Annotated in this window: 25 protein-coding genes and 1 other RNA gene; 11 read left to right on the plus strand and 15 right to left on the minus strand. The window is 64.9% G+C overall.

Annotated features, from left to right (window positions below):
- Positions 1 to 56: 56 nt before the first annotated feature.
- Together hisN and G0P99_RS07595 are read right to left on the minus strand one after the other, a co-directional pair.
- Entirely contained in the window at positions 57 to 848 is a 792-nt protein-coding gene (hisN, locus tag G0P99_RS07590) for a histidinol-phosphatase (RefSeq protein WP_164128782.1), read from the minus strand.
- Between the two features lie 49 nt (positions 849 to 897).
- On the minus strand, positions 898 to 1,269 hold the full coding sequence (locus G0P99_RS07595) for a helix-turn-helix domain-containing protein (protein ID WP_164128783.1): 372 nt from the start codon (positions 1,267 to 1,269) through the stop codon (positions 898 to 900).
- A gap of 348 nt (positions 1,270 to 1,617) precedes the next feature.
- Here G0P99_RS07595 and G0P99_RS07600 point away from each other — a divergent pair, with 348 nt between their 5' ends.
- Positions 1,618 to 2,574, plus strand: coding sequence for an NADPH:quinone oxidoreductase family protein (locus G0P99_RS07600; protein ID WP_164128784.1), 957 nt, complete (start codon positions 1,618 to 1,620; stop codon positions 2,572 to 2,574).
- A gap of 153 nt (positions 2,575 to 2,727) precedes the next feature.
- On the opposite strand, the gene G0P99_RS07605 is transcribed toward G0P99_RS07600, so the two are convergent.
- Positions 2,728 to 3,606 carry a LysR family transcriptional regulator gene (locus G0P99_RS07605; protein ID WP_203583013.1) on the minus strand — a complete coding sequence of 293 codons (879 nt, stop codon included), beginning with the start codon at positions 3,604 to 3,606 and terminating at the stop codon, positions 2,728 to 2,730.
- Positions 3,607 to 3,726: 120 nt separating this feature from the next.
- Between G0P99_RS07605 and G0P99_RS07610 the strand changes: the two genes are divergently transcribed.
- Together G0P99_RS07610 and G0P99_RS07615 are read left to right on the plus strand one after the other, a co-directional pair.
- Positions 3,727 to 3,936, plus strand: a complete 210-nt coding sequence (locus G0P99_RS07610; RefSeq protein WP_164128785.1) for a DUF1127 domain-containing protein — start codon at positions 3,727 to 3,729, stop codon at positions 3,934 to 3,936.
- Between the two features lie 217 nt (positions 3,937 to 4,153).
- A complete protein-coding gene (locus tag G0P99_RS07615) occupies positions 4,154 to 4,930 on the plus strand; it encodes a Bax inhibitor-1/YccA family protein (RefSeq protein WP_164128786.1) in 777 nt (258 codons plus the stop codon).
- Between the two features lie 92 nt (positions 4,931 to 5,022).
- Here G0P99_RS07615 and G0P99_RS07620 read toward each other — a convergent pair whose 3' ends face one another.
- Together G0P99_RS07620 and rpmG are read right to left on the minus strand one after the other, a co-directional pair.
- A complete protein-coding gene (locus G0P99_RS07620; RefSeq protein ID WP_164128787.1) occupies positions 5,023 to 5,532 on the minus strand; it encodes a hypothetical protein in 510 nt (169 codons plus the stop codon).
- 171 nt (positions 5,533 to 5,703) lie between these two features.
- Entirely contained in the window at positions 5,704 to 5,871 is a 168-nt protein-coding gene (gene rpmG, locus G0P99_RS07625) for a 50S ribosomal protein L33 (protein WP_007799108.1), read from the minus strand.
- Positions 5,872 to 6,398: 527 nt separating this feature from the next.
- Here rpmG and G0P99_RS07630 point away from each other — a divergent pair.
- Positions 6,399 to 6,728, plus strand: coding sequence for a GYD domain-containing protein (locus G0P99_RS07630; RefSeq protein WP_164128788.1), 330 nt, complete (start codon positions 6,399 to 6,401; stop codon positions 6,726 to 6,728).
- A gap of 9 nt (positions 6,729 to 6,737) precedes the next feature.
- Here G0P99_RS07630 and rnpB read toward each other — a convergent pair.
- The 8 genes from rnpB to G0P99_RS07670 all read right to left on the minus strand — a co-directional run bounded on the left by rnpB (position 6,738) and on the right by G0P99_RS07670 (position 13,927).
- Positions 6,738 to 7,132: RNase P RNA component class A (gene rnpB, locus G0P99_RS07635), an RNA gene on the minus strand.
- A gap of 181 nt (positions 7,133 to 7,313) precedes the next feature.
- Complete coding sequence (locus tag G0P99_RS07640; protein WP_164128789.1) at positions 7,314 to 7,979, minus strand: N-acetylmuramoyl-L-alanine amidase; 666 nt, start codon at positions 7,977 to 7,979, stop codon at positions 7,314 to 7,316.
- Between the two features lie 6 nt (positions 7,980 to 7,985).
- Positions 7,986 to 8,777 carry a hypothetical protein gene (locus tag G0P99_RS07645; protein WP_164128790.1) on the minus strand — a complete coding sequence of 264 codons (792 nt, stop codon included), beginning with the start codon at positions 8,775 to 8,777 and terminating at the stop codon, positions 7,986 to 7,988.
- Positions 8,778 to 8,818: 41 nt separating this feature from the next.
- Complete coding sequence (gatA, locus tag G0P99_RS07650; protein ID WP_164128791.1) at positions 8,819 to 10,306, minus strand: Asp-tRNA(Asn)/Glu-tRNA(Gln) amidotransferase subunit GatA; 1,488 nt, start codon at positions 10,304 to 10,306, stop codon at positions 8,819 to 8,821.
- A 3-nt stretch (positions 10,307 to 10,309) separates the two neighbouring features.
- Positions 10,310 to 10,597 carry an Asp-tRNA(Asn)/Glu-tRNA(Gln) amidotransferase subunit GatC gene (gatC, locus tag G0P99_RS07655; RefSeq protein WP_164128792.1) on the minus strand — a complete coding sequence of 96 codons (288 nt, stop codon included), beginning with the start codon at positions 10,595 to 10,597 and terminating at the stop codon, positions 10,310 to 10,312.
- Between the two features lie 76 nt (positions 10,598 to 10,673).
- On the minus strand, positions 10,674 to 11,828 hold the full coding sequence (locus tag G0P99_RS07660) for an MFS transporter (RefSeq protein ID WP_164128793.1): 1,155 nt from the start codon (positions 11,826 to 11,828) through the stop codon (positions 10,674 to 10,676).
- 115 nt (positions 11,829 to 11,943) lie between these two features.
- Positions 11,944 to 12,426: a YHS domain-containing (seleno)protein gene (locus G0P99_RS07665; protein ID WP_164128794.1), complete on the minus strand. Its 483-nt coding sequence runs from the start codon at positions 12,424 to 12,426 to the stop codon at positions 11,944 to 11,946.
- A gap of 181 nt (positions 12,427 to 12,607) precedes the next feature.
- Positions 12,608 to 13,927, minus strand: coding sequence for an FAD-dependent oxidoreductase (locus tag G0P99_RS07670; RefSeq protein WP_164128795.1), 1,320 nt, complete (start codon positions 13,925 to 13,927; stop codon positions 12,608 to 12,610).
- Positions 13,928 to 14,099: 172 nt separating this feature from the next.
- On the opposite strand from G0P99_RS07670, the gene G0P99_RS07675 reads away from it, so the two are divergent.
- Genes G0P99_RS07675 through G0P99_RS07695 form a run of 5 tightly spaced genes read left to right on the plus strand, consistent with a single transcriptional unit; the run spans position 14,100 to position 18,660 of the window.
- Positions 14,100 to 14,792, plus strand: a complete 693-nt coding sequence (locus G0P99_RS07675; protein ID WP_164128796.1) for a metal-dependent hydrolase — start codon at positions 14,100 to 14,102, stop codon at positions 14,790 to 14,792.
- 4 nt (positions 14,793 to 14,796) lie between these two features.
- Positions 14,797 to 15,768 (plus strand): adenylate/guanylate cyclase domain-containing protein, encoded by a 972-nt coding sequence (locus G0P99_RS25025; protein WP_164128797.1) that lies wholly within the window; start codon positions 14,797 to 14,799, stop codon positions 15,766 to 15,768.
- Entirely contained in the window at positions 15,765 to 16,739 is a 975-nt protein-coding gene (locus G0P99_RS07685) for an adenylate/guanylate cyclase domain-containing protein (protein ID WP_164128798.1), read from the plus strand. Before G0P99_RS25025 ends, G0P99_RS07685 begins: the two co-directional genes overlap by 4 nt.
- Positions 16,736 to 17,704 (plus strand): adenylate/guanylate cyclase domain-containing protein, encoded by a 969-nt coding sequence (locus G0P99_RS07690; protein WP_164128799.1) that lies wholly within the window; start codon positions 16,736 to 16,738, stop codon positions 17,702 to 17,704. The genes G0P99_RS07685 and G0P99_RS07690 overlap by 4 nt, the downstream gene beginning before the upstream one ends.
- A complete protein-coding gene (locus tag G0P99_RS07695; protein ID WP_164128800.1) occupies positions 17,701 to 18,660 on the plus strand; it encodes a nuclear transport factor 2 family protein in 960 nt (319 codons plus the stop codon). The genes G0P99_RS07690 and G0P99_RS07695 overlap by 4 nt, the downstream gene beginning before the upstream one ends.
- Positions 18,661 to 18,819: 159 nt before the next feature.
- On the opposite strand, the gene tsaA is transcribed toward G0P99_RS07695, so the two are convergent.
- Together tsaA and G0P99_RS07705 are read right to left on the minus strand one after the other, a co-directional pair.
- Entirely contained in the window at positions 18,820 to 19,299 is a 480-nt protein-coding gene (tsaA, locus tag G0P99_RS07700) for a tRNA (N6-threonylcarbamoyladenosine(37)-N6)-methyltransferase TrmO (RefSeq protein ID WP_164128801.1), read from the minus strand.
- 1 nt (position 19,300) lies between these two features.
- On the minus strand, positions 19,301 to 19,765 hold the full coding sequence (locus G0P99_RS07705; RefSeq protein WP_164128802.1) for a nucleoside deaminase: 465 nt from the start codon (positions 19,763 to 19,765) through the stop codon (positions 19,301 to 19,303).
- 61 nt (positions 19,766 to 19,826) lie between these two features.
- On the opposite strand from G0P99_RS07705, the gene G0P99_RS07710 reads away from it, so the two are divergent.
- The gene (locus tag G0P99_RS07710; RefSeq protein WP_370462744.1) at positions 19,827 to 20,894 is read left to right on the plus strand and encodes a pseudouridine synthase; all 1,068 of its coding nucleotides are present in this window, start codon (positions 19,827 to 19,829) and stop codon (positions 20,892 to 20,894) included.
- 176 nt (positions 20,895 to 21,070) lie between these two features.
- Positions 21,071 to 21,976, plus strand: coding sequence for a 5-bromo-4-chloroindolyl phosphate hydrolysis family protein (locus G0P99_RS07715; protein WP_164128804.1), 906 nt, complete (start codon positions 21,071 to 21,073; stop codon positions 21,974 to 21,976).
- Positions 21,977 to 21,997 lie beyond the last annotated feature (21 nt).

A 21,997-nucleotide genomic window follows, 5' to 3' on the forward strand; every position in this document is an offset into this window, starting at 1 on the left:
GGGTCAAGAACCGGCACTTGCGAAGTCTACCCCAGCGGTCGGCGGACCGCAAGACATCAGACCCGGCTGAGGATCTCCAGCGCCGCCGCGTGCACCTGCGGATTGGCCGCGGCGAGCGCCCTGCCCCCTTCATGAGCCGGTCCCCCCTGCCAGTCCGTGACAACGCCCCCGGCGGCCCGGATCAGGGCAATCGGGGCCTGGATGTCGACCGCCTTCAGCCCCGCCTCGATGACCAGATCCACCAACCCGGCTGCCAGCAGCGCATAGGCGTAGCAATCCATGCCATAGCGGGTGAGTTTGACCCGTTGCGACACCGCACGGAACGCCGCCTCTTCATCGCTGCTGCCCAGTTCGGGGAAGGTGGTGAACAGTACCGCGTCATCCAGCGTGGCGCCGCGCCGGGTGCCCAGATCGCGCCGCCCCAGCGGCCCGACCATATGCGCCCCCTGCGGCGTGCCGATGAACCGTTCGCCGATATAGGGCTGGTCGACCACCCCCAGGAACGGGCCATTCTGGTCCGAGAGCGCAATCAGCACCCCCCATGTGGGCGTGCCCGAGATGAAGCCCCGGGTTCCGTCGATGGGATCGAGCACCCAGGTCCGGCCGGACCGGCCCGGGACATTGGCAAACTCTTCACCGTGAATCGCGTCCTGCGGCCGCAGATCCGCCAGGATCGCGCGCATCGCCAGCTCGGCGTCGCGATCAGCTGCCGTTACCGGATCGAACCCGGCGGCAAGCTTGTTTTCCGCGTCCAGGTCCGCCCGCCGGAAATAGGGAAGAATGGCTTGCCGCGCGGCGTCGGCAAGCTTTTCGGCGATCGCGACATCTGTCAGGTTTACGTCTGTCATGATGCTGCTTTGCCATCGAAGGCGCGGCAAAGCAACAGGCGTCGGATCGTCAGGCGACGTCGCTGAGAACGCGGGCCAGTTCGAACAGACGGCGGCGCTGGTTTTCCGGGATCGCGTAATAGGAGCGGACCAGGTCCAGCGCTTCCTTGTCGCCCATCAGATCGGCAGGCACGCTGGGCTTTTCCGAGCTGCCCTTTTGCGTCTCGTCCAGCCCTTCGAAGAAGAAGCTGACCGGCACATCCAGCGCCTCGGCGATATCCCAAAGGCGCGAAGCGCTGATCCGGTTGGCGCCGGTCTCGTATTTCTGGATCTGCTGGAACTTGATGCCGACCTGCTCGGCCAGCTGCTGCTGGGTCATACCGATCAACCAGCGCCGGTGACGGACGCGCTTGCCCACATGGACGTCAACAGGATGGGTCATTGAATTTCTCCTCTGATACACTGACAACCGCCCGGGGAAACAACCGGAGGGGCAGACTTGCCCAATTGTCCGGCATTGCCGACTAAGGTTTTCCTAATAACGTCTGGCAACCCGAACCTCACCACTTTGGAATATGACGAAATTATGGGTTGAATTCAAGTTGGTTGAATCTTCTGACCCGAAGATACACTTTTGGTTGTGCGCCATTTTGACACGTACAACCTGTGTGGAGTAGCGCCCGGCACCACCGGGAATATCGCCGCGACTCTGTGACCGCTCGACGCCCTGCCTGTTTGACAGCTGCGCCGCGCTTGGCCTTTATGGCCGAAGAATCAAGAGGTAACAGCAATGCGTTCATTCACTGTGCTCAAGGATGCCACCCAGGCCGTTCTGGTCGACAGGCCGGTTCCGATGCCCGGACCCGGTGAAATCCGGGTCGACATTCGGGCGTGCGGACTGAACTTTGCCGACCTGTTGATGCAGAAGGGTACGTACCAGGATACCCCGGCCGCCCCCTTCACCTTGGGCCTCGAAGTGGCCGGAATCGTCAATTCCGTGGGGCCGCAGGTGGACGGTTTTGCCGTCGGCGACCGAATCGCCGTCTACTCGGGACAGGGCGGATTGGCCGAACAGGGGGTGTTTTCCGCCGATCGCGCAGTGAAACTGCCCGACATGATGAGTTTCGAGCACGCCGCAGCCTTTCTGATCGCCTATGGCACCAGTCATATGGCGCTGGATCACCGGGCGCGCCTGCAACCGGGCGAAACTCTGCTGGTGACCGGAGCCGCGGGCGGGGTCGGGCTGACGGCGGTCGAGATCGGCAAGCTGATGGGCGCGCGGGTGATCGCCCATGCGCGCGGAGCTGACAAGCTCGAGATCGCACGCCAGGCTGGCGCCGATATCGTGATCGACGCGAGCGAGGATCTGCGCGCCCGGCTGCTGGAACTTGGCGGGGTCGATGTCGTCTATGACGCGATTGGCGGCGAGGTATTCAAGGCCGCCTTTCGCGCCACCAACCCCGAAGGCCGCCTGCTGCCGATCGGTTTCGCCGGTGGCGACGTGCCGCAAATTCCGGCCAATCACCTGCTGGTCAAGAACCTGACGGTGATCGGTTTCTATATCGGCGGCTATCTGAAGTTCCGGCCCGAGGTCATGCGGCAAAGTTTCGAAACCCTGTTCCGGTGGTACCAGGAGGGCAAGCTGAAACCGCATGTCAGCCATGTGCTGCCACTGGATCGTGTCGAAGAGGGAATGGAGCTGCTGCGCAGCCGCGCCTCGACCGGCAAGGTGGTGATCACCCCCTGACGCGCAGGGCGGCGGCCAGCCCCGTTGGCGCTCGGATCAATCGCGCAACAATGGCGGCCGCAGGAGTATTTAGAGCCCTAAAGAAGCAGGACGATGCGATGCCGCTTCTTTCTGGTCACAAATACTCCCGCCGGAGGCGTCCGTCGGTACCCGTCAGCCGACGGCGCGGAGGTGACCGCTGCCGAGGGTCTTGAAGTTCTGCCGCACCAGGGCGGCCAGTTCCTCGACGATCTGGCCCTTGCCATCGGCGCCGCCGTAAAGGTTGATCTTGTGTACCGGCAGGTCGGGCAGCGCGCCCGGTTCGATCTGCACCAGATGCTTGGCCTCGGTCCCGTCCAGCATGGCATGCACCGCCAGATCGGCCGAGACGGTCGCCTCGATGGTGCGGTCGTTCTCGGTCTCGACCGCCAGATCCCAGGGGATGCCTGCGGCATCCAGCGCGGCGATGACCTTGGGCCGGAACAGGCAGCGCCGCCCGAGCGCCAGCCGCAAGGGCCGCTGCCGCCAGGCCGAGCCACCGGCGGCCCCGACCCAGCGCAGGGGCAGTTCCGCGATGGTTTCGCAATGATCGCCGCCGCCAGCCTCGGTCGTCAGGATCAAGTCGCATTCGCCCCGGTCATACAGCTCCTTCAACCGCGACGAATACGAAGACAGAAGCTGCACCTTCACCCGCGGAAAGCTGGCGTTGAACTGTTGCAGCACGCGCGGAACCGCCGGATAGACGATGTCATGCGGCACGCCCAGAACCACCTCGCCCTCGAATCCCTGATCGGTCAGGCGGGCGATCACCTCGTCGTTCAGCGCCACCATGCGCCGCGCATAGGCAAGCAGTTGTTCGCCCGCCGCGGTCAAGGCAATGCCGCGCCCGGACCGGTCCAGCAGTTCCAGCCCCAGTAACTCCTCCAGCCGCTTGAGCTGCATCGAGACCGCCGACTGCGTCAAATGCAGGAAACCCGCCGCGCGGGTCACGCCGCCGCTGTCCGCCACGGTGACAAAACTGCGCAGGGTGGTGATATCGAGATTTCTAATCATCACAAGCCTTGATGTTTTGGTTCAAAACTATTCATTTCCATGATGTTTATAACGCACCATATACATCAAGGCAATTGATGAAATGCACGGCAATCATCACAACAACGAAAGGAACAGCCCATGACCGCATTTACCTCTGCACAGCGCTGCCGCCCTGCCCCCGTCTCCCGCCCGGGTGTTGTGACCCGGCTGGCAGCCCTCTGGCGGCAGCGCCGCGCCCTGGCCCGGCTGGACGACCGGGCGCTGGACGACATTGGAGTGAGCCGCGCGCAGGCCGAGGCCGAAGCGCGCCGGTCGGTCTGGGATGCGCCCGATTTCTGGCGCCGCTGAGCCTTGCCGAAACAGGTGATTTTCCCCTGACTCGGTCCGCCCCCGCGGCGGGCCGCCTTTTTATGCATCCGAAATGTAAATTTAGCCGCGAAAACAGCCTGGAAATCCGTGGATTTCCTGAGGAACGTCTTGAATTGAGGGGCAAGCTCTCCGATATTTGATCTGACCGCCGTCGGGGGAACCTGACGGCCGGAGAATGTTATTGAGGGAGACCCACATGGCTCAATTCGACACGGTCCGGTCCGCAGCCGGTTCGCGCGCCGTCCAGATCGACGAGGGCTTGCGCGCCCATATGAACAAAGTCTACGGCACAATGTCCGTGGGTATGCTGATCACCTTTGCCGCGGCCTGGGCAATTTCGGGTCTGGCGGTGACGACCGATCCCAATGCCGCCGTGGCACAGCTGAGCGCCGACAAGTTCCTCACCCAGTTCGGCTATTCGATCTACGCTTCGCCGCTGAAATGGGTGATCATGTTCGCCCCGCTGGCCTTTGTCTTTGGCTTCAGCGCCGCGATCAACCGCCTGTCGGCCGCCGCCGCGCAGCTGGTGTTCTATGCCTTTGCCTTTGTGATGGGCCTGTCGATCAGCTCGATCTTTCTGGTGTTTACCGGCGAGTCGATCATCCAGGTGTTCCTGATCACCGCCATCGCCTTTGCCGGTCTGTCGCTCTTTGGCTACACGACCAAGAAGGACCTGAGCGCGATGGGAACCTTCCTGGTGATGGGTCTGATCGGCCTGATCGTCGCCTCGGTGGTCAACATCTTCCTGGCGTCTTCGGCCATGGCCTTTGCGATCTCGGCGATCGGTGTTCTGATCTTTGCGGGCCTGACCGCCTATGACACCCAGAACATCAAGAACACCTACCTGCAAATGGCCCATTCGGGCGATCAGGAATGGCTGGGCAAGGCCGCCATCATGGGCGCGCTGAGCCTGTACCTGGACTTCATCAACCTGTTCATGTTCCTGCTGCAATTCCTGGGCAACCGCGAATAACACAGCACCGGACGCAGACACAGCTAGGGCGGGGATTTCCCCGCCCTTTTTGTTTGTTCAGGTAGAGTGCCCCAGGTTTCGGGTCGGCAACTCTAGCTGCAATTGAGCGGTACGGCCAACCCCTTGGGGCGTTTGGCGGTTCCGGCCTGATGGACCTGCCCACCGGCAAGGCAACCGGTCAGGCGCGGCACCGACTGGGCAAACCCTGCCCCGGCGCCCTCGGGCAGCCGGTCGATGCCATCCTCGGGCGTGCGCAGGACCGCAAACAGGACGCCGTTCACCTCGACCGTGCTGAGATACAGATCGACGTCACCGGCGCCGACCTCGACCGCGGTGGCCGGGCTGCGGCCGCCATTGGCGATGGCCACCCCGGCCAGACTGTTTATATCGCCCTTGTCGCTTTGCAGGCGCGGCGTCGGCTTGCCAGCCAGCTCGGCCGGCAGGCTCATCCGGCGGGCGACATAGTCGGCCGCGCCCTTCTCGGCGGTAACGGTCTTTGGCTCACCATCGATGCCGGTAAAGCCGACACCCTCACGATGGAACCAACTGCCACAGGCGGACAGGGACAGCAGGGCGGCGACGGGCAGCAGTAGATTTTTCATGTTGGGCTGGGACTTGCTGGGGGTTCGGTGGCAGATGCCCCAGCCTAGCCCCGCAAGGGCGGCCATGGCAAGCAAGACCTTTCCGCCGGGTCCCGGGGCATGCGCCGGGGCAAAACGACAAAGAGCCGCGCCTTGCGGTGCGGCCCTTCCACGAGGTCTGCAAATGCAAGATTACTTGATCTTGCCTTCCTTGTACTCGACATGCTTGCGGACGACCGGATCGTACTTACGCACGGTCATCTTTTCGGTCATCGTACGCGCGTTCTTCTTGGTCACGTAGAAGTGGCCCGTGCCCGCGGTCGAGTTCAGACGGATCTTGATTGTCGTCGGCTTCGCCATGGTTATCTCCTGCGTCCGAAAAGGCAGGGGCCTTTCGGTTGAAATCTCTCTTGAGGCTGCGCTTTTACCCGGCTGGCGGGCCGAGTCAACCGGATTCCTTGCAGTATTCCGGAAATTCCGGACAAAGCCAAAATAAGGTGCCGGACCTGCGATTTTGAAAACTCACGGTTTCGTGATATGGTCGTGATCCAAGACCCAGGAATGCCAAGCCGGATGATATCGGCGCGAGGCGACAGGCTGGCAAGACCCCCCGAGCGGGCGATTTTTCAGGCCGGACTTTTTGGGGGACATCAAGAAGGACCGAAGGAAGCGCCGCGAGGCACGCGGCGGTTGTTCATGCGTTTTCCCTTGTCCGCGCCGGATCGAGGCGATGCAGGGCCAAGGGAAGTTTTGCGGCCTTCATCTGTTTCGAAACCAGAGAGTCTGATCGGCACGCCGCACCGGCGTGCGCGCAGCCGAAGAAAGAAGGACCTCCGGATCCGGTCCGCAAGATGGATCCGAAACCTGACAGGTCAAAGGAGAATACCATGGCGCTGTTCATTACCTATGCAAGCTATTCCCAATCCGGCATCCAGGGGCTGATGCAAAAGCCCGAAGACCGCACCGGCCCCATACAGGCCTTGCTGGACAAGGTGGGCGGCCGGGTCGTGGCGCTGTACATGACGACCGGGACCAATGACGTCGTGATGATCAGCGAGGCGCCCGATGGGGCCGATACCGTGGCCGTCGGCATGGCTGTGGCGGCCTCGGGTTCGGTGTCCAAGGTCGAGACGGTACGGGCATGGACCGGGGCGGAATTTGTCGCCATCGCCAAGAAGGCCGGAACCCTGACGGGCGCCTACACGCCGCCAGGCTAAACAGAGAACGCGCGCGGAGGGCCTGTAAGCCGGATTCTGTTCCGGGGTTTCCCCCTTCGATGACCATTCCTCTGGGGCGCCTGTTACCAGGCGCCTCAAGCTGCCAACCCGACCCCTCTCGGCTGAAGCGGCCTAGCGGAGGTATCGGCCGAAACCGACGCGTCCCGCGCGGGGGTCCTATTTGGCATTGCTCCCGGTGGGGCTTGCCGTGCCGCCCCTGTTGCCAGGGGCGCGGTGGGCTCTTACTCCACCGTTTCACCCTTGCCGCGACCTGCGCGGCGGACTGTTCTCTGTGGCGCTTTCCGTCGGGTTTCCCCGCCCGGGCGTTACCCGGCACCGCTGCTTCATGGAGTCCGGACTTTCCTCGCGGGGGTTGCCCCCCACGCGGCCATCCGGCCCTCCGCGCGGCTTCGCAGTTAGGCGCTGGCGCGGCAGAGGTCAAGGGGGCGAGACAAACAGGGGCGCTGCCCCTCTTGGCCTGCGGCCAATTCACCCCGGAGTATTTTCAGCGAAATGAAGTCACATGGCGCCCGGTCTTCGTTGCGCCGCGGATGTTCCCGAGCGCGGGGCGGCGACGCGCAGGAATCACGCCCGAGGGGCGGCGGGCGCGAGCGATGCGAGATCCTCGGGCGCAAGCGGGCCGTGCGCCCAGGGTCTGTGGCGCAGGCGCACGGCGGCCAAAAGAGTGTCGTCATCGACCGGCGCGGTGAATCCGGCGGCACAGGCGCGGGCACGGAACACTTGCGGCGAGGGGTACTCGAACAAGCGTTCACAAAGGGTTGGCGCGGCCAGACCGGCACGGGCCAGCCGTGCCCAGTCGAATCGCGGACCGGGGTCGCATTTGCGCCCAGGTGCCATGTCGGAATGGCCGATCACGCCAGCGGGGGGAATGGCCCAGCGGCGCAGCACCTCGGCCAGCAGGATTTCCAGCGTGGCCATCAGCGGGGCCGAAAACGGGTGATCGCCGCGGTTGTCGAGTTCGATACCGATGGAGCGGGAGTTGATGTCATCAAGGCCCTGCCACTCCCCCGCCCCGGCATGCCAGGCCCGTTGCGCCTCGTCGACCATCTGCCAGAGCCTGCCATCGGCGCCGATCAGGTAATGGGCCGAAACCTCGGTCACCGGATCGCAGAGCCGGTCAAGCGCGGCTGCCGCGTCCTGCATGGCGGTATAGTGGAGCACCACCAGCGACGGAGACAGCCCGTCGCGGCGGGGGCCGAAATTTGGCGAGGGATGCCAGACCGGGATCACGCGGCCCTAGTTCTGCACCGCGCGGCGGAACGGCGCCGGATCCCAGGCACAGGCATAGCCGTCGCCGTCAGGGTCCAGCCCCTTGCGGTCGCGCTGCGGGCCACCGTTGGCCAGAAACTCGGCTTGTGCCTGATCGGGCGAGGCGAAGCCCGCGCAGTTGCGCTGTGCCTTGGCGGCGAGGTTGAAGCCCGACCGGCTGTACATCTGCGTGCCCTTAGGGTGGCTGGTCGAGAGCGCGTATTGCACCACGTTGGGCGTGCCGTCGCTGGTTCGTTCAGGCAGCGCGGTGGGGGCGATCACCTGGTAATTGGCGCGGTTCTGCGCGATCCGTTCGGCATCGCTCTGGATCGTCTGGCGGCTGGCCACAGCCTGAAAATCCTGTTCATCCGAGATGGACGGGCTGCTGATCAGGTCCGGCGCCGGGTTCGAGGGGCTGGCCTCGACCGGCGCGACACCGGAATTGGCATTGGCCGCCGCCAGGGCGGCGGCGGTTTCGCGGGCGATATCCTCGGCGGTATCTGTCGGCTGCGGTGCATAGGCGGTGGCGGTCGTGGTGATCGGGTCCTCGATCGGGTTGGGCTGAATCAGCCCGCCCGCCTGGGCGGGCGCCAGCCCCTCGGTCGAGACGGCAGAGGGCGGGATCAGCGGATCGCCGTTGATCGTCTGCCCCTCCAGCACCGCCTCGCGCTGGGCCTGATACTCGGGCGTGTTGAATCCGACGCCGGCCGCCGAATCCGGGACCGCCGGATCACAGGCCGTCAGCACCCCGATCACGGGAACCAGATAGAATGCGCGCATCGCTGCTGTCCTGCTCTCTTGCTTTTGCTTTGCGCGGCCTTTTACCACCATTTGCCCGGTTTGGCCAGAAATCCGGCCGCCTGTTCCAGCGCGTAGGCGGTGTTCAGCAGATCGCCTTCCTCCCACGGGCGGCCGATCAGTTGCAGCCCCAACGGCAGTCCCTGCTTGTCAAGCCCGGCGGGCACCGACACACCGGGCAGCCCGGCCAGGTTTACCGTCACGGTGAACACGTCGTTAAGATACATCTGCACCGGATCGGCATCCGCCATCTCGCCCAGACCAAAGGCGGCCGAGGGGGTGGCGGGTGTCAGGATCGCGTCGACACCTGCGGCAAAGACATCCTCGAAGTCTTTCTTGATCAGGGTGCGCACCTTGCGGGCGCGGTTGTAATAGGCGTCGTAAAAGCCCGCCGACAGCACATAGGTGCCGACCATGACCCGGCGCTGCACCTCGTGCCCGAACCCTTCGGCGCGGGTCTTTTCGTACATCTCGGTGATGCCGTCACCCTGTGCCAGCTTGGCGCGGTGACCATAGCGCACCCCGTCATAGCGGGCCAGGTTCGACGACGCCTCGGCAGGCGCGATCACGTAATAGGTGGGCAGCGCGTATTTGGTGTGCGGCAGCGAGATGTCGCGGATCTCGGCGCCGGCGGCGCGCAGCATCTCGGTGCCCTGCTGCCACAGTGCCTCGATCTCTTCGGGCATGCCGTCCATGCGGTATTCGCGCGGGATGCCGATCACCTTGCCCCGGATATCGCCGGTCAGCATCGCCTCGAAATCGGGCACCGCCAGATCGGCGCTGGTCGAATCCTTGGGATCGTGGCCGCACATCGCCTCGAGCATGATGGCGGCGTCGCGCACATCCTTGGTCATCGGCCCGGCCTGATCCAGCGAGCTGGCAAAGGCGACGATGCCCCAGCGCGAGCAGCGGCCATAGGTCGGCTTGATGCCGGTGATGCCGACAAAGGCGGCAGGCTGGCGGATCGAGCCGCCGGTATCGGTGCCGGTCGCGGCCAGGCACAGATCGGCGGCCACGGCGGCAGCCGAACCGCCCGAAGAGCCGCCCGGCGTCAGCGCCGCGTCGTCATTGCCACGGCGCCAGGGGTTGACCGCATTGCCATAACACGAGGTCTCGTTGCTGCTCCCCATGGCAAACTCGTCCATGTTGAGCTTGCCCAGCATGACGGCGCCTGCATCGGCCAGTTGCTGGCTGACGGTGGATTCGTATTCCGGCTTGAACCCTTCAAGGATCCGGCTGGCCGCCTGACTCGGCACGCCTTTGGTGCAGAACAGGTCCTTGATGCCGATGGGCAGGCCGCACATCTTGGGCGCATCGCCCGATTGCAGCCTTGCGTCGGCGGCTTTCGCACGCTCCAGCGCGATCTCGGGGGTCTTGTGGACAAAGGCGTTGAGCGCCCCTGCCCCTTCGATGGCAGCAAGGCAGGCTTCGGTCAGCGCGACCGAGGTGGTCTCGCCCTTGCGCAGCGCATCGCGCGCCTGGGCCAGCGTCAGCGTGTTCAGATCGCTCATGTCTTACTCCACCACCTTGGGAACCGCGAAAAACCCTTCGCGCGCGTCGGGCGCATTGGACAGGACCTTGGCCTGCTGGTTGCCGTCGGTCACACCATCGGCGCGGCGCTTCAGCCGCATCGGCGTAACCGAGACCATCGGCTCGACGCCCTCGACATCCACCTCGTTCAGCTGCTCGATGAAACCGAGGATGGTGTTGAATTCGGCGGCCAGCGCAGGCAGCGCTTCTTCGTCCACCTTGATCCGGGCCAGCTTGGCCACTTTGGCGGCGGTGCTTTGGTCAATCGACATCGGTTTCCCTCATCTGCGTCAGGCCCGCATTTACCGCCCCATGGGCGCGGTCGCAAGGGCAACGGAAAGGCGATGGTCAGCCGCGCCGCCTGCGCAGATAGGCCAGCGCCGCCATTGCCGCAAAAATCAGCGCCAGAACCCCGGCAAAACCGCCATTGCCGGTCAGTTGCATCGCTGCACCGGTGATTGGCCCGCCCAGCATGCCCCCCAGGCCAAAGGCGATGGCAAAGGCGGCATTGCCCGCCACCAGGTCGCTGCCGCTGAACCGGTCGCCCAGTTCCGACATCGCCATGGTATAGATGCCGCCCGCCGTGGCACCAAAGACAAAGAGAACGCCCAGAAACAGCGGCAACCGGTCAGGCAGGCCGGGCAACAGCAGCGCGCCCAGCGCGGTCAAGAGGGCACACAGCACCATCACCTGCCGACGCGAGGTCCGGTCCGACAGCCATCCGATGGGGATCTGCAACACCGTATTGCCCAGGAACGCCACCGACAGGGCCGAGGTCGCCACCGCCACAGTCAGCCCCGCTGACAGGCCAAAGACCGGAAACAGCGACAGCATCGCCCCCTCCCAGAAGGCATAAACACAGATCGCCGCCAGCAGGGTCGGCGCCCGGCGCAGGAACCCCAGCGGCGACACCGGTGCCTCGTCCGAAACATCGGGCACCTGTGCCCTGACCGCCAGCACCACGCCGATGGCCAGCAAACAGCAGGCCGCGCCAACGGCAAAGGGTGCAAACCCCTGAAACCCGATCAGCGCCAGCGTGAACGGCCCGGCACCAAACCCCACCGACAGCGCGGTGGCATAGATCCCGACCACCCGGCCGCGCGTCTCGGGGCGGGCGAGCTGATTGATCCAGGTCTCCGACACGATGAAGATGCCCACATCGGCCATGCCCAGCATCAGCCGCAGCACCAGAAACGCGCCAAAGGAGCGGGTCAGCCCCAGCGCCAGGATCAAGAGCGCCGACAGCAGCAGCGAGCCGATGGCCACCTGCCAACTGCCGAATCGCTCGATCAGGCGCGGGTAAAAAGGCGAGGCGATCATGATCCCCAGCGGCGTCATCGCCGCGTTGACCCCGATGGCGGCCTCGCTGGTGCCCTGATCCTCCAGCACCAGCGACAACAGCGGAAAGCTGAGACCAACGGTCAAGGCAAAGATGGTGGTGCAGGCAATCGCGCCCGCGATCCCGGCGCGCCGCGCCTTGTCGGTCATAACCGCCGCCGTCATCGCATCCTCCCTGCGCATCCGGGCAGATGACCGACCCGGGCGGCAAAGGTCAAGCGACCAAAACGAAACGGCCCGCGCGAGGGGTCGCACGGGCCGATCCGGGAAGCGGGCGGGATCAGAGATCCTTGGCCGCCTTGTGTTCGATCTTCTGCCAGTTGGCTGCCGCCTTGGCGATGGTGCCCGCCTTGTCCTGCTCGAACATCTTGTAGATTTCTTCGTTCAGGAAGACATAGAGCTTGCCATCGACCACGGCGGCATAGTTCGGGTCGCCGTCGAACTTCTTGCCCACCGAGACGCCGAATGTGCAGAACCCGCCGTTCTGGATCGCGTAATGGGCGGGGTTGGCCTCGAACGCCTTGAGGTTCTTCTCAGAGGCAAAGTAATAGGCCACACCGTTATGGACGGCGGTATGCGCGGCTTTGCCTTCGCGGTTCTTGCCCTTGTCGAGCAGCGCCACCGGGTCCGAGCCATGCAGGCCCAGCGGCGCGCCAGCAGCGGTCAGGCCGGGCACCACATTGGTTTCATCGGCGGCCATCGCCGGACCAAAGGCAAGCAGGGCCGACAGGGCAGCGGCGGTGAAGGGGATCATTCGGTTCATCGGTTGGTTTCCTTTTGGTTGACTGATAACGCCCAGCCACTTGATTGGCGGGTGTGTCAGGAAACTGCATCACGAGGCCGCTGCCGTGAATGTTCAGACGTTCAAGCAATACGACAGATCGTTCAAATGATTGAACGAATAATGCCAATATTCGAACCGATGGGCATGGAAAATTCAAGATTCATGACAATGAAGGGGGATTGGCCGCTCCAGTATCATGGTCAAGACGCGAAACTCCCTGCTCTGACAACAGCCTCACCAGTTCTGCGGTATCCACCTGCTGCACCGGCACACGGTCGCGGATCGCCAGATGCGCCGCCGTCCCGGTCGCCTGACCCATCGCCATGCATTGCGGCATCCCCCGGACCGAGGCAAAGGCCACCAGATCTGCCGACAGGATGCGCCCCGCGAACATCAGGTTCTCAACCGCTTTCGGCAACAGCGACCGGAACGGGATGGTGTAATAACCGCCACGCTCGACCATGGCGTCATGGGTCATCTGATCCGAGGTGCGCATCACATCGTCGATCGGGTTGTCACAGGCAACAATCCCGTCGGCAAACTTGGTTCCCGCCGCCAGATCGGCGCCGGTGACCTTGTACACCCCTTCCAGCTTGCGGGTCTCACGCACCCCCACGGTCGGCCCCAGTTGCGACATATGCGCGGCCTCGAATCCGGGCACATCCGCGCGCAGGAACTGCGCCAGTTGCAGACAGCGCCGCCGCCCCTCCTGCGTGGCGCGGGTGACGGCGGCCGGGTCGGTGCCGTCCACCCCGCGAATGGCCACCGAGTTGCAGAAGACCGTGCCCGGGTGAAACCCCTTCATCAGGTAGAGCTGCGCCAGATGTGGATGCAACCGCCCCTCGGCGATGCCCCGGGCGGCATAGCGGCGGAAATAGGGATCGTTCTCGGCAAACACCCGGTCCCAATCGGCGCCCTCCATGAAAAAGGACAGGGTCACCGCCATCATGTTGCCCTGCCCGTCACCCAGCGTGAACGGCACCCCCGCCTTGGACGAGATGTCACCATCGCCGGAACAGTCGATCACGATCCGCGCCCCAATCCGTTGCGGCCCGCGCCGGTCGAAGAATTCGACTGCGGCGATGCGGTTGCCCTCCATCACCGGGGCAAAGGCCACCGCGCCAACGAACACCCGCACACCCGCCTCTTCCAGCATCTCGAACATCATCGTGGTGGCGGCGTCGTGGTCGTACTGGATCTCGGGGCCGAAGTTTTCCAGCGTGCAGGGGCGTTTCTCGGCCATCGGCGGGTCCATCGCCATCAGCCGGCCCTCCAGTTCCTGCATCAGTCCGCCGATGCTCTCATCTTGTGGATAAGCCGCGCCCCAGGGCATGCCGGGGCAGAATGCCATGACCCCGCCCACCTTGGTCCCCGCTTCCAGCAGTACCACATCGAGACCCAACCGCCCTGCCGCCACCGCCGCGCCAAAGCCCGCGGTGCCACCGCCGATCACCAGAACATCCGCTGTTATTTCCCGCATCCCTGTCCCTCCGCCTGCTGTTTCCCGTTTGTCCTCCACAGAAACACGGCACGTCTGTCCCGTTCGCGACCGGTCCGGCCCCGAACCTATCGCGATTTCCCGCAACCTCTCCGTAGATTTTCACCCGGCCGGTGCTAGGGTGATCTGAAACGCAGTTCACGGAGAGAAACACATGAAGATCATCTGGCTGGGACATGGCAGTTTCCGGATCGAAAGCGGCGAGGCCGTGCTGCTGATCGACCCCTGGCTCAGCGGCAACCCCGCCCTGCCCGAGGATCAGCACGACGCCGCCGTCGCCGGCGCCACCCATATCCTGCTGACCCATACGCATTTCGACCATGTCATCGACGTGCTGCCACTGGCAAAACGGCTCAGGATCCCGGTCGTGGGCCAGTACGACCTGATGGGATTTTGGGGCGAAACCGAAGGGATCGAAACCATCGGGTTCAACAAGGGCGGCACGGTCACCCTGAACGGCGTGCGGGTGTCGATGGTGCCCGCCTCGCACAGTTCGACCTTCTCCACCCCCGAGGGGCTGCGCACCGGCGGATCGGAAGTGGGCTATATGATCAGCGCCGAGAAGCACACGGTCTACCACTCCGGCGACACCGCGATTATGGCCGACATGGACTGGATGGGCGAGTATTACAAACCCGATATCGGCATCCTCAGCGCGGGCGGCCATTTCACCATGGACATGAAGGGCGCCGCCTGGGCGTCCAAGCGCTTCTTCAACTTCAAGACGGTGATCCCGGGTCACTACAAGACCTTCCCGATCCTCGAACAATCGGCCAAGGCGCTGATCGACGGCCTGCCCGATGTCGACGTGATCGAGCCGGAGGTGATGCAACCCATCGAGGTCTGAGGCCGTGGCGGCCATCACCCCCTCGCCCGAGCTTGGCGCCATCGTGCGGCGATGGCTCCGCGCCTATGCGTCAGGGGACAAGGCGGCCGTGACCAACCTCTTCTCGGCCGATCCGGCGCTGGGATATATCGGCTCCTCCCATGGCGAGATCTGGCGCGGCGACACGCTGCGCCGGGGCATGGCGAGCTATATGGAGGACATCCCCAGCTTTGCCTGGGACCGGGACGAGTTTCGCGGCTTTGAATGCGGCGAACTGGGTTGGGTCGAATGGTTCGGCGAGCGGGTTTCGCTGGACACCGGCAAGGAGATCACCTTTCGCTCCACCTTCGTTCTGCATCTTGAACAGGGCGTCTGGCGGATCGTGCATGTGCACAACTCGAACCCGGTCTCGAACATGGAGGCGCTGGGATACGAATCGCGCGGGTTCGAGGATCTGCTCGAAGCAGCACTTGCCACCCCGGCCCAGTTCCAGCGCACCGGCATGGCCACGATCATGTTCACCGATATCGCCGACAGTTCGGTGCTGGCCGAAACCCTGGGCGACGCCCGCTGGTCGGTTGCCGTGCAGGCGCATCTGAAACAGGTCGAAAGCATCGTCACCGAGCATGGCGGCACGCTGATCAAGACCTTGGGCGACGGCACCATGTCGGCCTTTCCCTCGGCCTCGGCGGCACTGTCCGCGGCGGTAACATTGCAGAACATCATCACGAACACCACCGAGGAGCCGCATCTGCGCATCCGGATCGGCCTGCATACCGGCGATCTGGTCGAACAGGACGGCGACCTGTTCGGCACCGTCGTGAACAAGGCCGCGCGCGTTGCCGCGCTGGCGGCGCCGGGCGATATCTGCCTGTCGGACGCCACCCGCATAATGGTCGGCGCCGCCCGCCATTTCCGGTTCTCGCAACCTGTCGAGGTGACGCTCAAGGGGCTGGAGGGGCGGCATGTGACCTACCGGCTGGAGTGGCGAGAATGAGCGATCCCTTCACCCCATCGGCAGAACTGTCCGCCATAGCCCGGCGATGGTTGCAGCATTACGCCAGCCGCCAGTCCAAGATGGTGGCCAATCTCTTCTCGGGATCCGAAGCCTGGACCTATGTCGGCTCGGACGACAACGAGATTTGGACGGGGCAGGACCTGTGCCGGAGTTTCAACGCCTATACGGACGAACAGGCGCGGTTGATCCTCGAGGATATCAAGGTCACGGGATTCGAGGCGGGAAGTTTCGGCTGGGCCTGCGCGACCTTCACCGTCTTGTCCGAGAACCGGCAGGTCAGTTCATTTTTCCGCAGCACGTTCGTCTTTACCCTCGAAGATGCTGTCTGGAAGATCGTTCACGTCCATAATTCGGTTCCAAAGGCCAGCATGGAATCGATGGGGTACGAGTCGCGCAGCCTCGATGAACTCGCGGCCAGCGCCGATGTCGGGAGTTTTCACATAGGCCGGACCGGGATCGCGTCGGTGATGTTCACCGATATCGTCGGCAGCACCGCGCTGGCCGCCGCGATGGGGGACGCGGCCTGGAGCCGGAAGATCAAGGCGCATCTGGCGCAGATCGCCTCGGACATCCAGAAATTCGGCGGAACCCTGGTAAAATCGCTGGGCGACGGAACCCTGTCTTCCTTCACCTCGGCCCAGGCCGCCATGCGCGCGGCGCAGGCGATTCAGCGGGTCAATGCGCAGGACGAGGAGGAGCCGAACCTTTCGATCCGCATCGGCATTCACACCGGCGACGTGGTGCAGTCGGGCGGCGACTATCTCGGCTCGGTGGTCAACAAGGCGGCGCGCATCGCGGCCATCGCCGAACCGGATGAAATCCGGGTGTCGGACGCCACCCGCATCATGGTGGGCGCCGCGCCGGGCTTCATCTTTTCGGGTCCGGAGACAACACGCCTGAAAGGGTTGGAGGGGGATCATACCTTCTATCGGCTGGAGTGGCGGGAATGATCCGGTCCTCGCCCGAGCTTCTCGCCTTTGCGCGACGCTGGATCGACGCGATCCCCAACAGGCGACCGAACGATCTGCGCAACATGATGACCGAAAGGGAACACCTGCGTTTCGTCGGAACCGGCGAGAACGAGATCTGGGCCGGTGCGGCAGTACGCGAGGGGATCGGCGCATTCTTTGGTGTCATCCCTGAGATGATCAGGCATCAAGAGGTCTTTGCCGAAGCTTACGAACACAACGGCACCGGCTGGGCCTGCATGTGCCACGAGCTGATCTTTGCCAATCAGCCCGACCGGGTGTTCCGGATCCGCTCGACCCTGATCTTCACGCTCGAGGACGGCGCCTGGAAGATCGTGCATCGCCATGGATCGGTCCCGATCCCGAACATGGATTTCACCGGCGCCGCACAGACGGCCATCGCCGATCTGGTCGCCGCCGCGAAACAGGGGTTCTCGCTGGATCAGCGCGAGGGCTTTGCCTCGGTCATGTTCACCGACATCGTCAATTCGTCGCGCCTTGCATCGGCCATGGGCGACCGGCTGTGGTCGTCCGAGGTGGCCCGCCATTTCAACAGCTTGCGCGAGATCATCGAGGCGCGGGGCGGGCAGTTCGTCAAATCGCTGGGCGACGGCACCATGTCGAGCTTTCCGTCACCAGAGCAGGGGTTGCGCGCGGCGCAAGCCATATTGCGCGCGACCGAGGCCTCCGACGGCCCCGCCATCGCGCTGCGGATCGGCATCCATACCGGCGAGGTGATCCAGACCCGCGAAGATTTCTTTGGCAGCGTGGTCAACAAGGCCGCCCGCATCGCCGCCGCCGCGGCACCGGGCGAAATCGTGATCTCCGGCGCCACCTGCGATTTGACCGGCAAGGTGGCGGACCTGGTCATTCACCCGCCGGCAGAGATCCCGCTCAAGGGCTTTGACGGCCTGCACCGGGTCCATCGGCTGGAGTGGAAGGCATGATCCAGCGCTCGCCCGAGATCGAAGCCATTGTCCGCCGCTGGACCACCCTGATCCGCAGCCACAAGGTGGCCGACCTGCCGCATTACCTGTCGCAATCCGACGCGCTGGTCTATATCGGCAGCGCCGATGGCGAGCTCTGGCGTGGCCAACTGGTGCGCGACGGTCTCGCCGATCATCTGGCCGAGGTCCCCGATTTCATCGAGGACGACGTCGAGATCGAAGCCTATGAGCATGGCGAAACCGGCTGGGCCACCTATCGGAGTCATTACACCTTTCTCGGCACCGGCAGCCGTGGCACCCATCGGGTGACCTTTGTCTTTGTGCTGGAACGCGGCAGCTGGAAGATGGTCCAGCACCATATCTCGCAGGCCGACTCGAACCGCGACAAGCTGGGGATCGAGCACACCGCCTTTCAACGCCTGATCGCGGCCGCCCAGGCCGGATCGCACCGGTTCGGCACCGGTGGGCTTGCCACCATCATGTTCACCGATATCGTCGACAGCTCCGCCTTGGCCGAAGCCATGGGCGATACCGAATGGGTACGCCTGCTCGACGCCCATTTCCGCCGGGTCGAGGCGATTGTCACGGACCATGGCGGTACGCTGGTCAAATCACTGGGCGATGGCACCATGTCCTCGTTCCCGTCCGCCACCAACGCGGCCCATGCGGCATCGGCCATCCGGGCAGGGACCAAAACGCAGGACCAGCGCCTTGCCCTGCGCATCGGCCTGCACACCGGCGAAGTGGTCGAGAACCGCGGCGATTTCTTTGGCACCGTGGTCAACAAGGCCGCGCGCATCGCCGCCGCAGCCGGTCCCGGCGAGATCCTGGTCTCGGACGCCCTGCACCAGATGGCCGAGGGCGGCGCGGGATACCGTTTCTCGGACCCGGTTTCCCTACGCCTCAAGGGGTTCGAGGGCGAACACGCGGTTTACCGTCTGGAGGCGGACGGATAGCGCCCACTATGCGCCAGCGTGCTGCCCAGACAACATCCGCTGGCCTTCCACGGTCGTGCCTGTGATGCAGAATCGGAAGGCGGCAAGCGCCCTGATTTAGCCGGATTGCCCACGCCTGCTCATGTTGGGGGCGTGGCGGATGCAACCCGGCAAAAGTGCTCAGTCCTGACCGGTCTCTTTCGGCCCCGCCTTGGGCGTGAACTCACAGCGGTTGGGTTTGATGTCGATCAGCGGCGTGCCGTCCAGGCAATCGAGACCGCGCACCACCAGCGTCGTGCCCTCCACCCGCTCCAGCCGCACCCGCGACAGGCCGATCGGGTTGGGCCGCTGAGGCGAGCGCAGGGCGAAGGTACCAAAGAGCTTGCCGTCGCTCTTGGGGTTCTGGATGACCAGATCACGCCGCCCCTTGTCGAGCCAGTAGAGCACGTCGAGCCAGGTATACTCCGCCACCCCGCGCAGCGCGGGCGCCCAGCGCGCATCCAGCTCGATCCGGCATTCGGGCCCGTCCTCGCGCCCCTGCCGGGGGCAGTCCTTGCGGTCGGTCCAGGGGGTGCGGATGCGGCCGATGAAATAGACGCCCGAGTCGGTGGCCTCGGGCAGGTCCACCACCTCTTCGCCCTCGCGAAACCTGAATTCCATTTCACTCCACTCCCTTGTCCCGCCGTTCAGCAAAAAACCCGCGCAACAGTTCCGCCGCCGCCTCGCCGCCGATACCGTCATAGACCTCGGGCACGTGATGCGCCTGGCTGTGTGAGAACACCCGCGCCCCATGCGCCACCCCGCCCGATTTCGGATCCGCCGCACCATAATACACCCGCCGGATGCGCGCCGCAGCCAGCGCCGCCGCGCACATGGCGCAAGGCTCCAGCGTCACATAGAGGTCATGCCCCACCAGCCGTTCCGACCCGGCGGCGGCGCAGGCCGCGCGCAGCGCCACGATCTCGGCATGCGCGGTGGGATCGCAGGTCTCGCGCGTGCGGTTGCCGGCGGCGGCTACCACGCGCCCGTCCGGGGCCACGATCACCGCGCCCACCGGCACCTCGCCGCGCGCGCCCGCCGCGCGCGCCTCTGCCAGCGCCTGATCCATATGCGATCTGAAAACCATGCCCGACCCTGCCCCGATCATCCATCTTCCGCAAGCGCGGCAAATGGTCTATTGCGCGGGGATGAACAACACCCCTCCCCCCGGCGAGCGCATCGCCAAGATCCTGTCGCGCGCGGGCGTCGCCTCGCGCCGCGAGGCCGAACGCATGATCGAGGCCGGCCGCGTCGCGGTCAACGGCAAGGTGATCGACAGCCCGGCGCTGAACGTGACTGAACGCGACCGCGTGACGGTCGACGGCGCGCCGCTGGCCGCCGCCGAACCTGCGCGGCTGTGGCTCTATCACAAGCCCAGCGGCCTGGTGACCACGGCGCGCGACGAAAAGGGGCGTAAGACCATTTTCGACGAGCTGCCCGAAGAGATGCCCCGGGTGATGAGCGTGGGCCGTCTCGACCTCAACTCCGAGGGGCTGCTGCTGCTGACCAACGATGGCGCCATCAAGCGGCAGCTGGAACTGCCCTCGACCGGCTGGCTGCGCCGGTACCGGGTGCGGATCAAGGGTACGCCCAAGGACGAGGATTTCGCACCGCTGCGCCAGGGTTTGGTGATCGAGGGCGAGCGGTTCCAGCCGATGATTGTGACGCTCGACCGCCAGCAGGGCGCCAACGCCTGGCTGACCGTCGGCCTGCGCGAGGGCAAGAACCGCGAGATCCGCCGCGCGATGGAGGATATCGGGCTGGTGGTGAATCGGCTGATCCGGATATCCTATGGTCCGTTCCAGCTGGGCACCCTTGCGCCCGGCAAGGTCGAGGAGGTGCGCCGCCGGGTGCTGCGCGACCAGTTGGGACTGGATGCCGAGGACCAACCAACCGACGAACGCCCCGCCCGTCCCGAACGCAAGCGCAGGCCCGCGCCGGGTGCAGCCAAGGCCGCCGCCGCGCGGAACGAGGCCCGCAAACCGGGGTCCAAACCGCTTGGCAAACCGGTCGGCAAGCCGGGGACCAAACCGGTCGGCAAACCGGACGGTAAAACGTTCGGCAAACCGGGCACCAAACCGGCCCCGTCCCGGCCTGCGACCGCTGGCAAATCCGCTGCATCCAAGGGGCCGCGTCCGGCCAAAGGCGCAAAACCGGGCACCCGGCCCGGCACCCGGCCCGGCACCCGCCCCACCGGCGGCAAACCGCGGCCCTGAGCCGATTGCCCCAACCTTCCCCCTAGCAAGCCCGCGCCGCATCGCCTAGATTCCCTTCAGAACAACCACCAGGGGATTGGCTGTGTCGCAGAACAGCATTCAGAAACTGGCCTATACCGCGCTTCTGGTGCTGCTGTTCGGCGTGGCCACCGGCTGGCTGGGGGGGCTCTGACCCGATGGCCGAGCGATATGGCGGCAAATACAGCCCCGAGGCGGCCAAGCCGGACCAGGCCGAAACACCCAAACGTGGCCAGTTCGAAGGTGCCCGCGTGGACCCCGCAGGCGCGCGGGCGAACGCGATGTTCGTGCCCGCCATTCCGCTGGTCTTCACCTCGCTGAACGACGGCGCCATCGGGCTGACCCTGGGCCTGATCGCCGCCGGTCTCTGGACCGGCGCCGCCCTGCTCTTGCGCGAGGGGCTGAGGGCCGAGGCCGCCTATCACGCCCGCCGCGTGGCGCGGCGGCCCGCCTTTCCGCGCAAACTGGCGGCAACGCTGCTGACCGCGCTGGGAACCGGGGGTGCCGTCTACAAGTCCGGCCTGATGGATGGTGATGCCTCGGTCCTGGCCGCCGGTCTCTTCGGCCTTGCCGCAGGCGCCCTGCACCTGGTGGCCTTTGGCCCCGACCCGATGCGCGACAAGGGAATGGAGGGGATCGACACCTTCCAGCAGGACCGCGTCGCCCGCGTGGTGGGCGAGGCGGAAACCCTGCTTGCCGACATGTCCGATGCCATCCGCCGCGCTGGCAATCGCCAGATCGAGGCCCGCGTCGAACGCTTCCAGACCACCGCGCGCGAACTGTTCCGCACCGTCGAAGAGGACCCGCGCGACCTGACCGGCGCCCGCAAGTACCTGACCGTCTACCTTCAGGGCGCGCGCGACGCGACCGTCAAGTTCGCCGATATTCACGCCCGCACCCGCGATCAGAAGAGCATGCTCGACTATCTCGCGCTGCTTGACGATCTGGAGCAGAATTTCGCCGCCCGCACCCGCAAGATGCTGCTGGACGACCGCAGCGACCTGACCATCGAAATCGACGTCCTGCGCGAAAGATTGCAGCGCGAAGGCGTCCGGCTGGACTGACCGGCCCCGAACCCAAAGGAA

The organism is Ruegeria sp. PrR005, assembly GCF_010500245.1.
GTDB lineage: Bacteria > Pseudomonadota > Alphaproteobacteria > Rhodobacterales > Rhodobacteraceae > Ruegeria_B > Ruegeria_B marisflavi.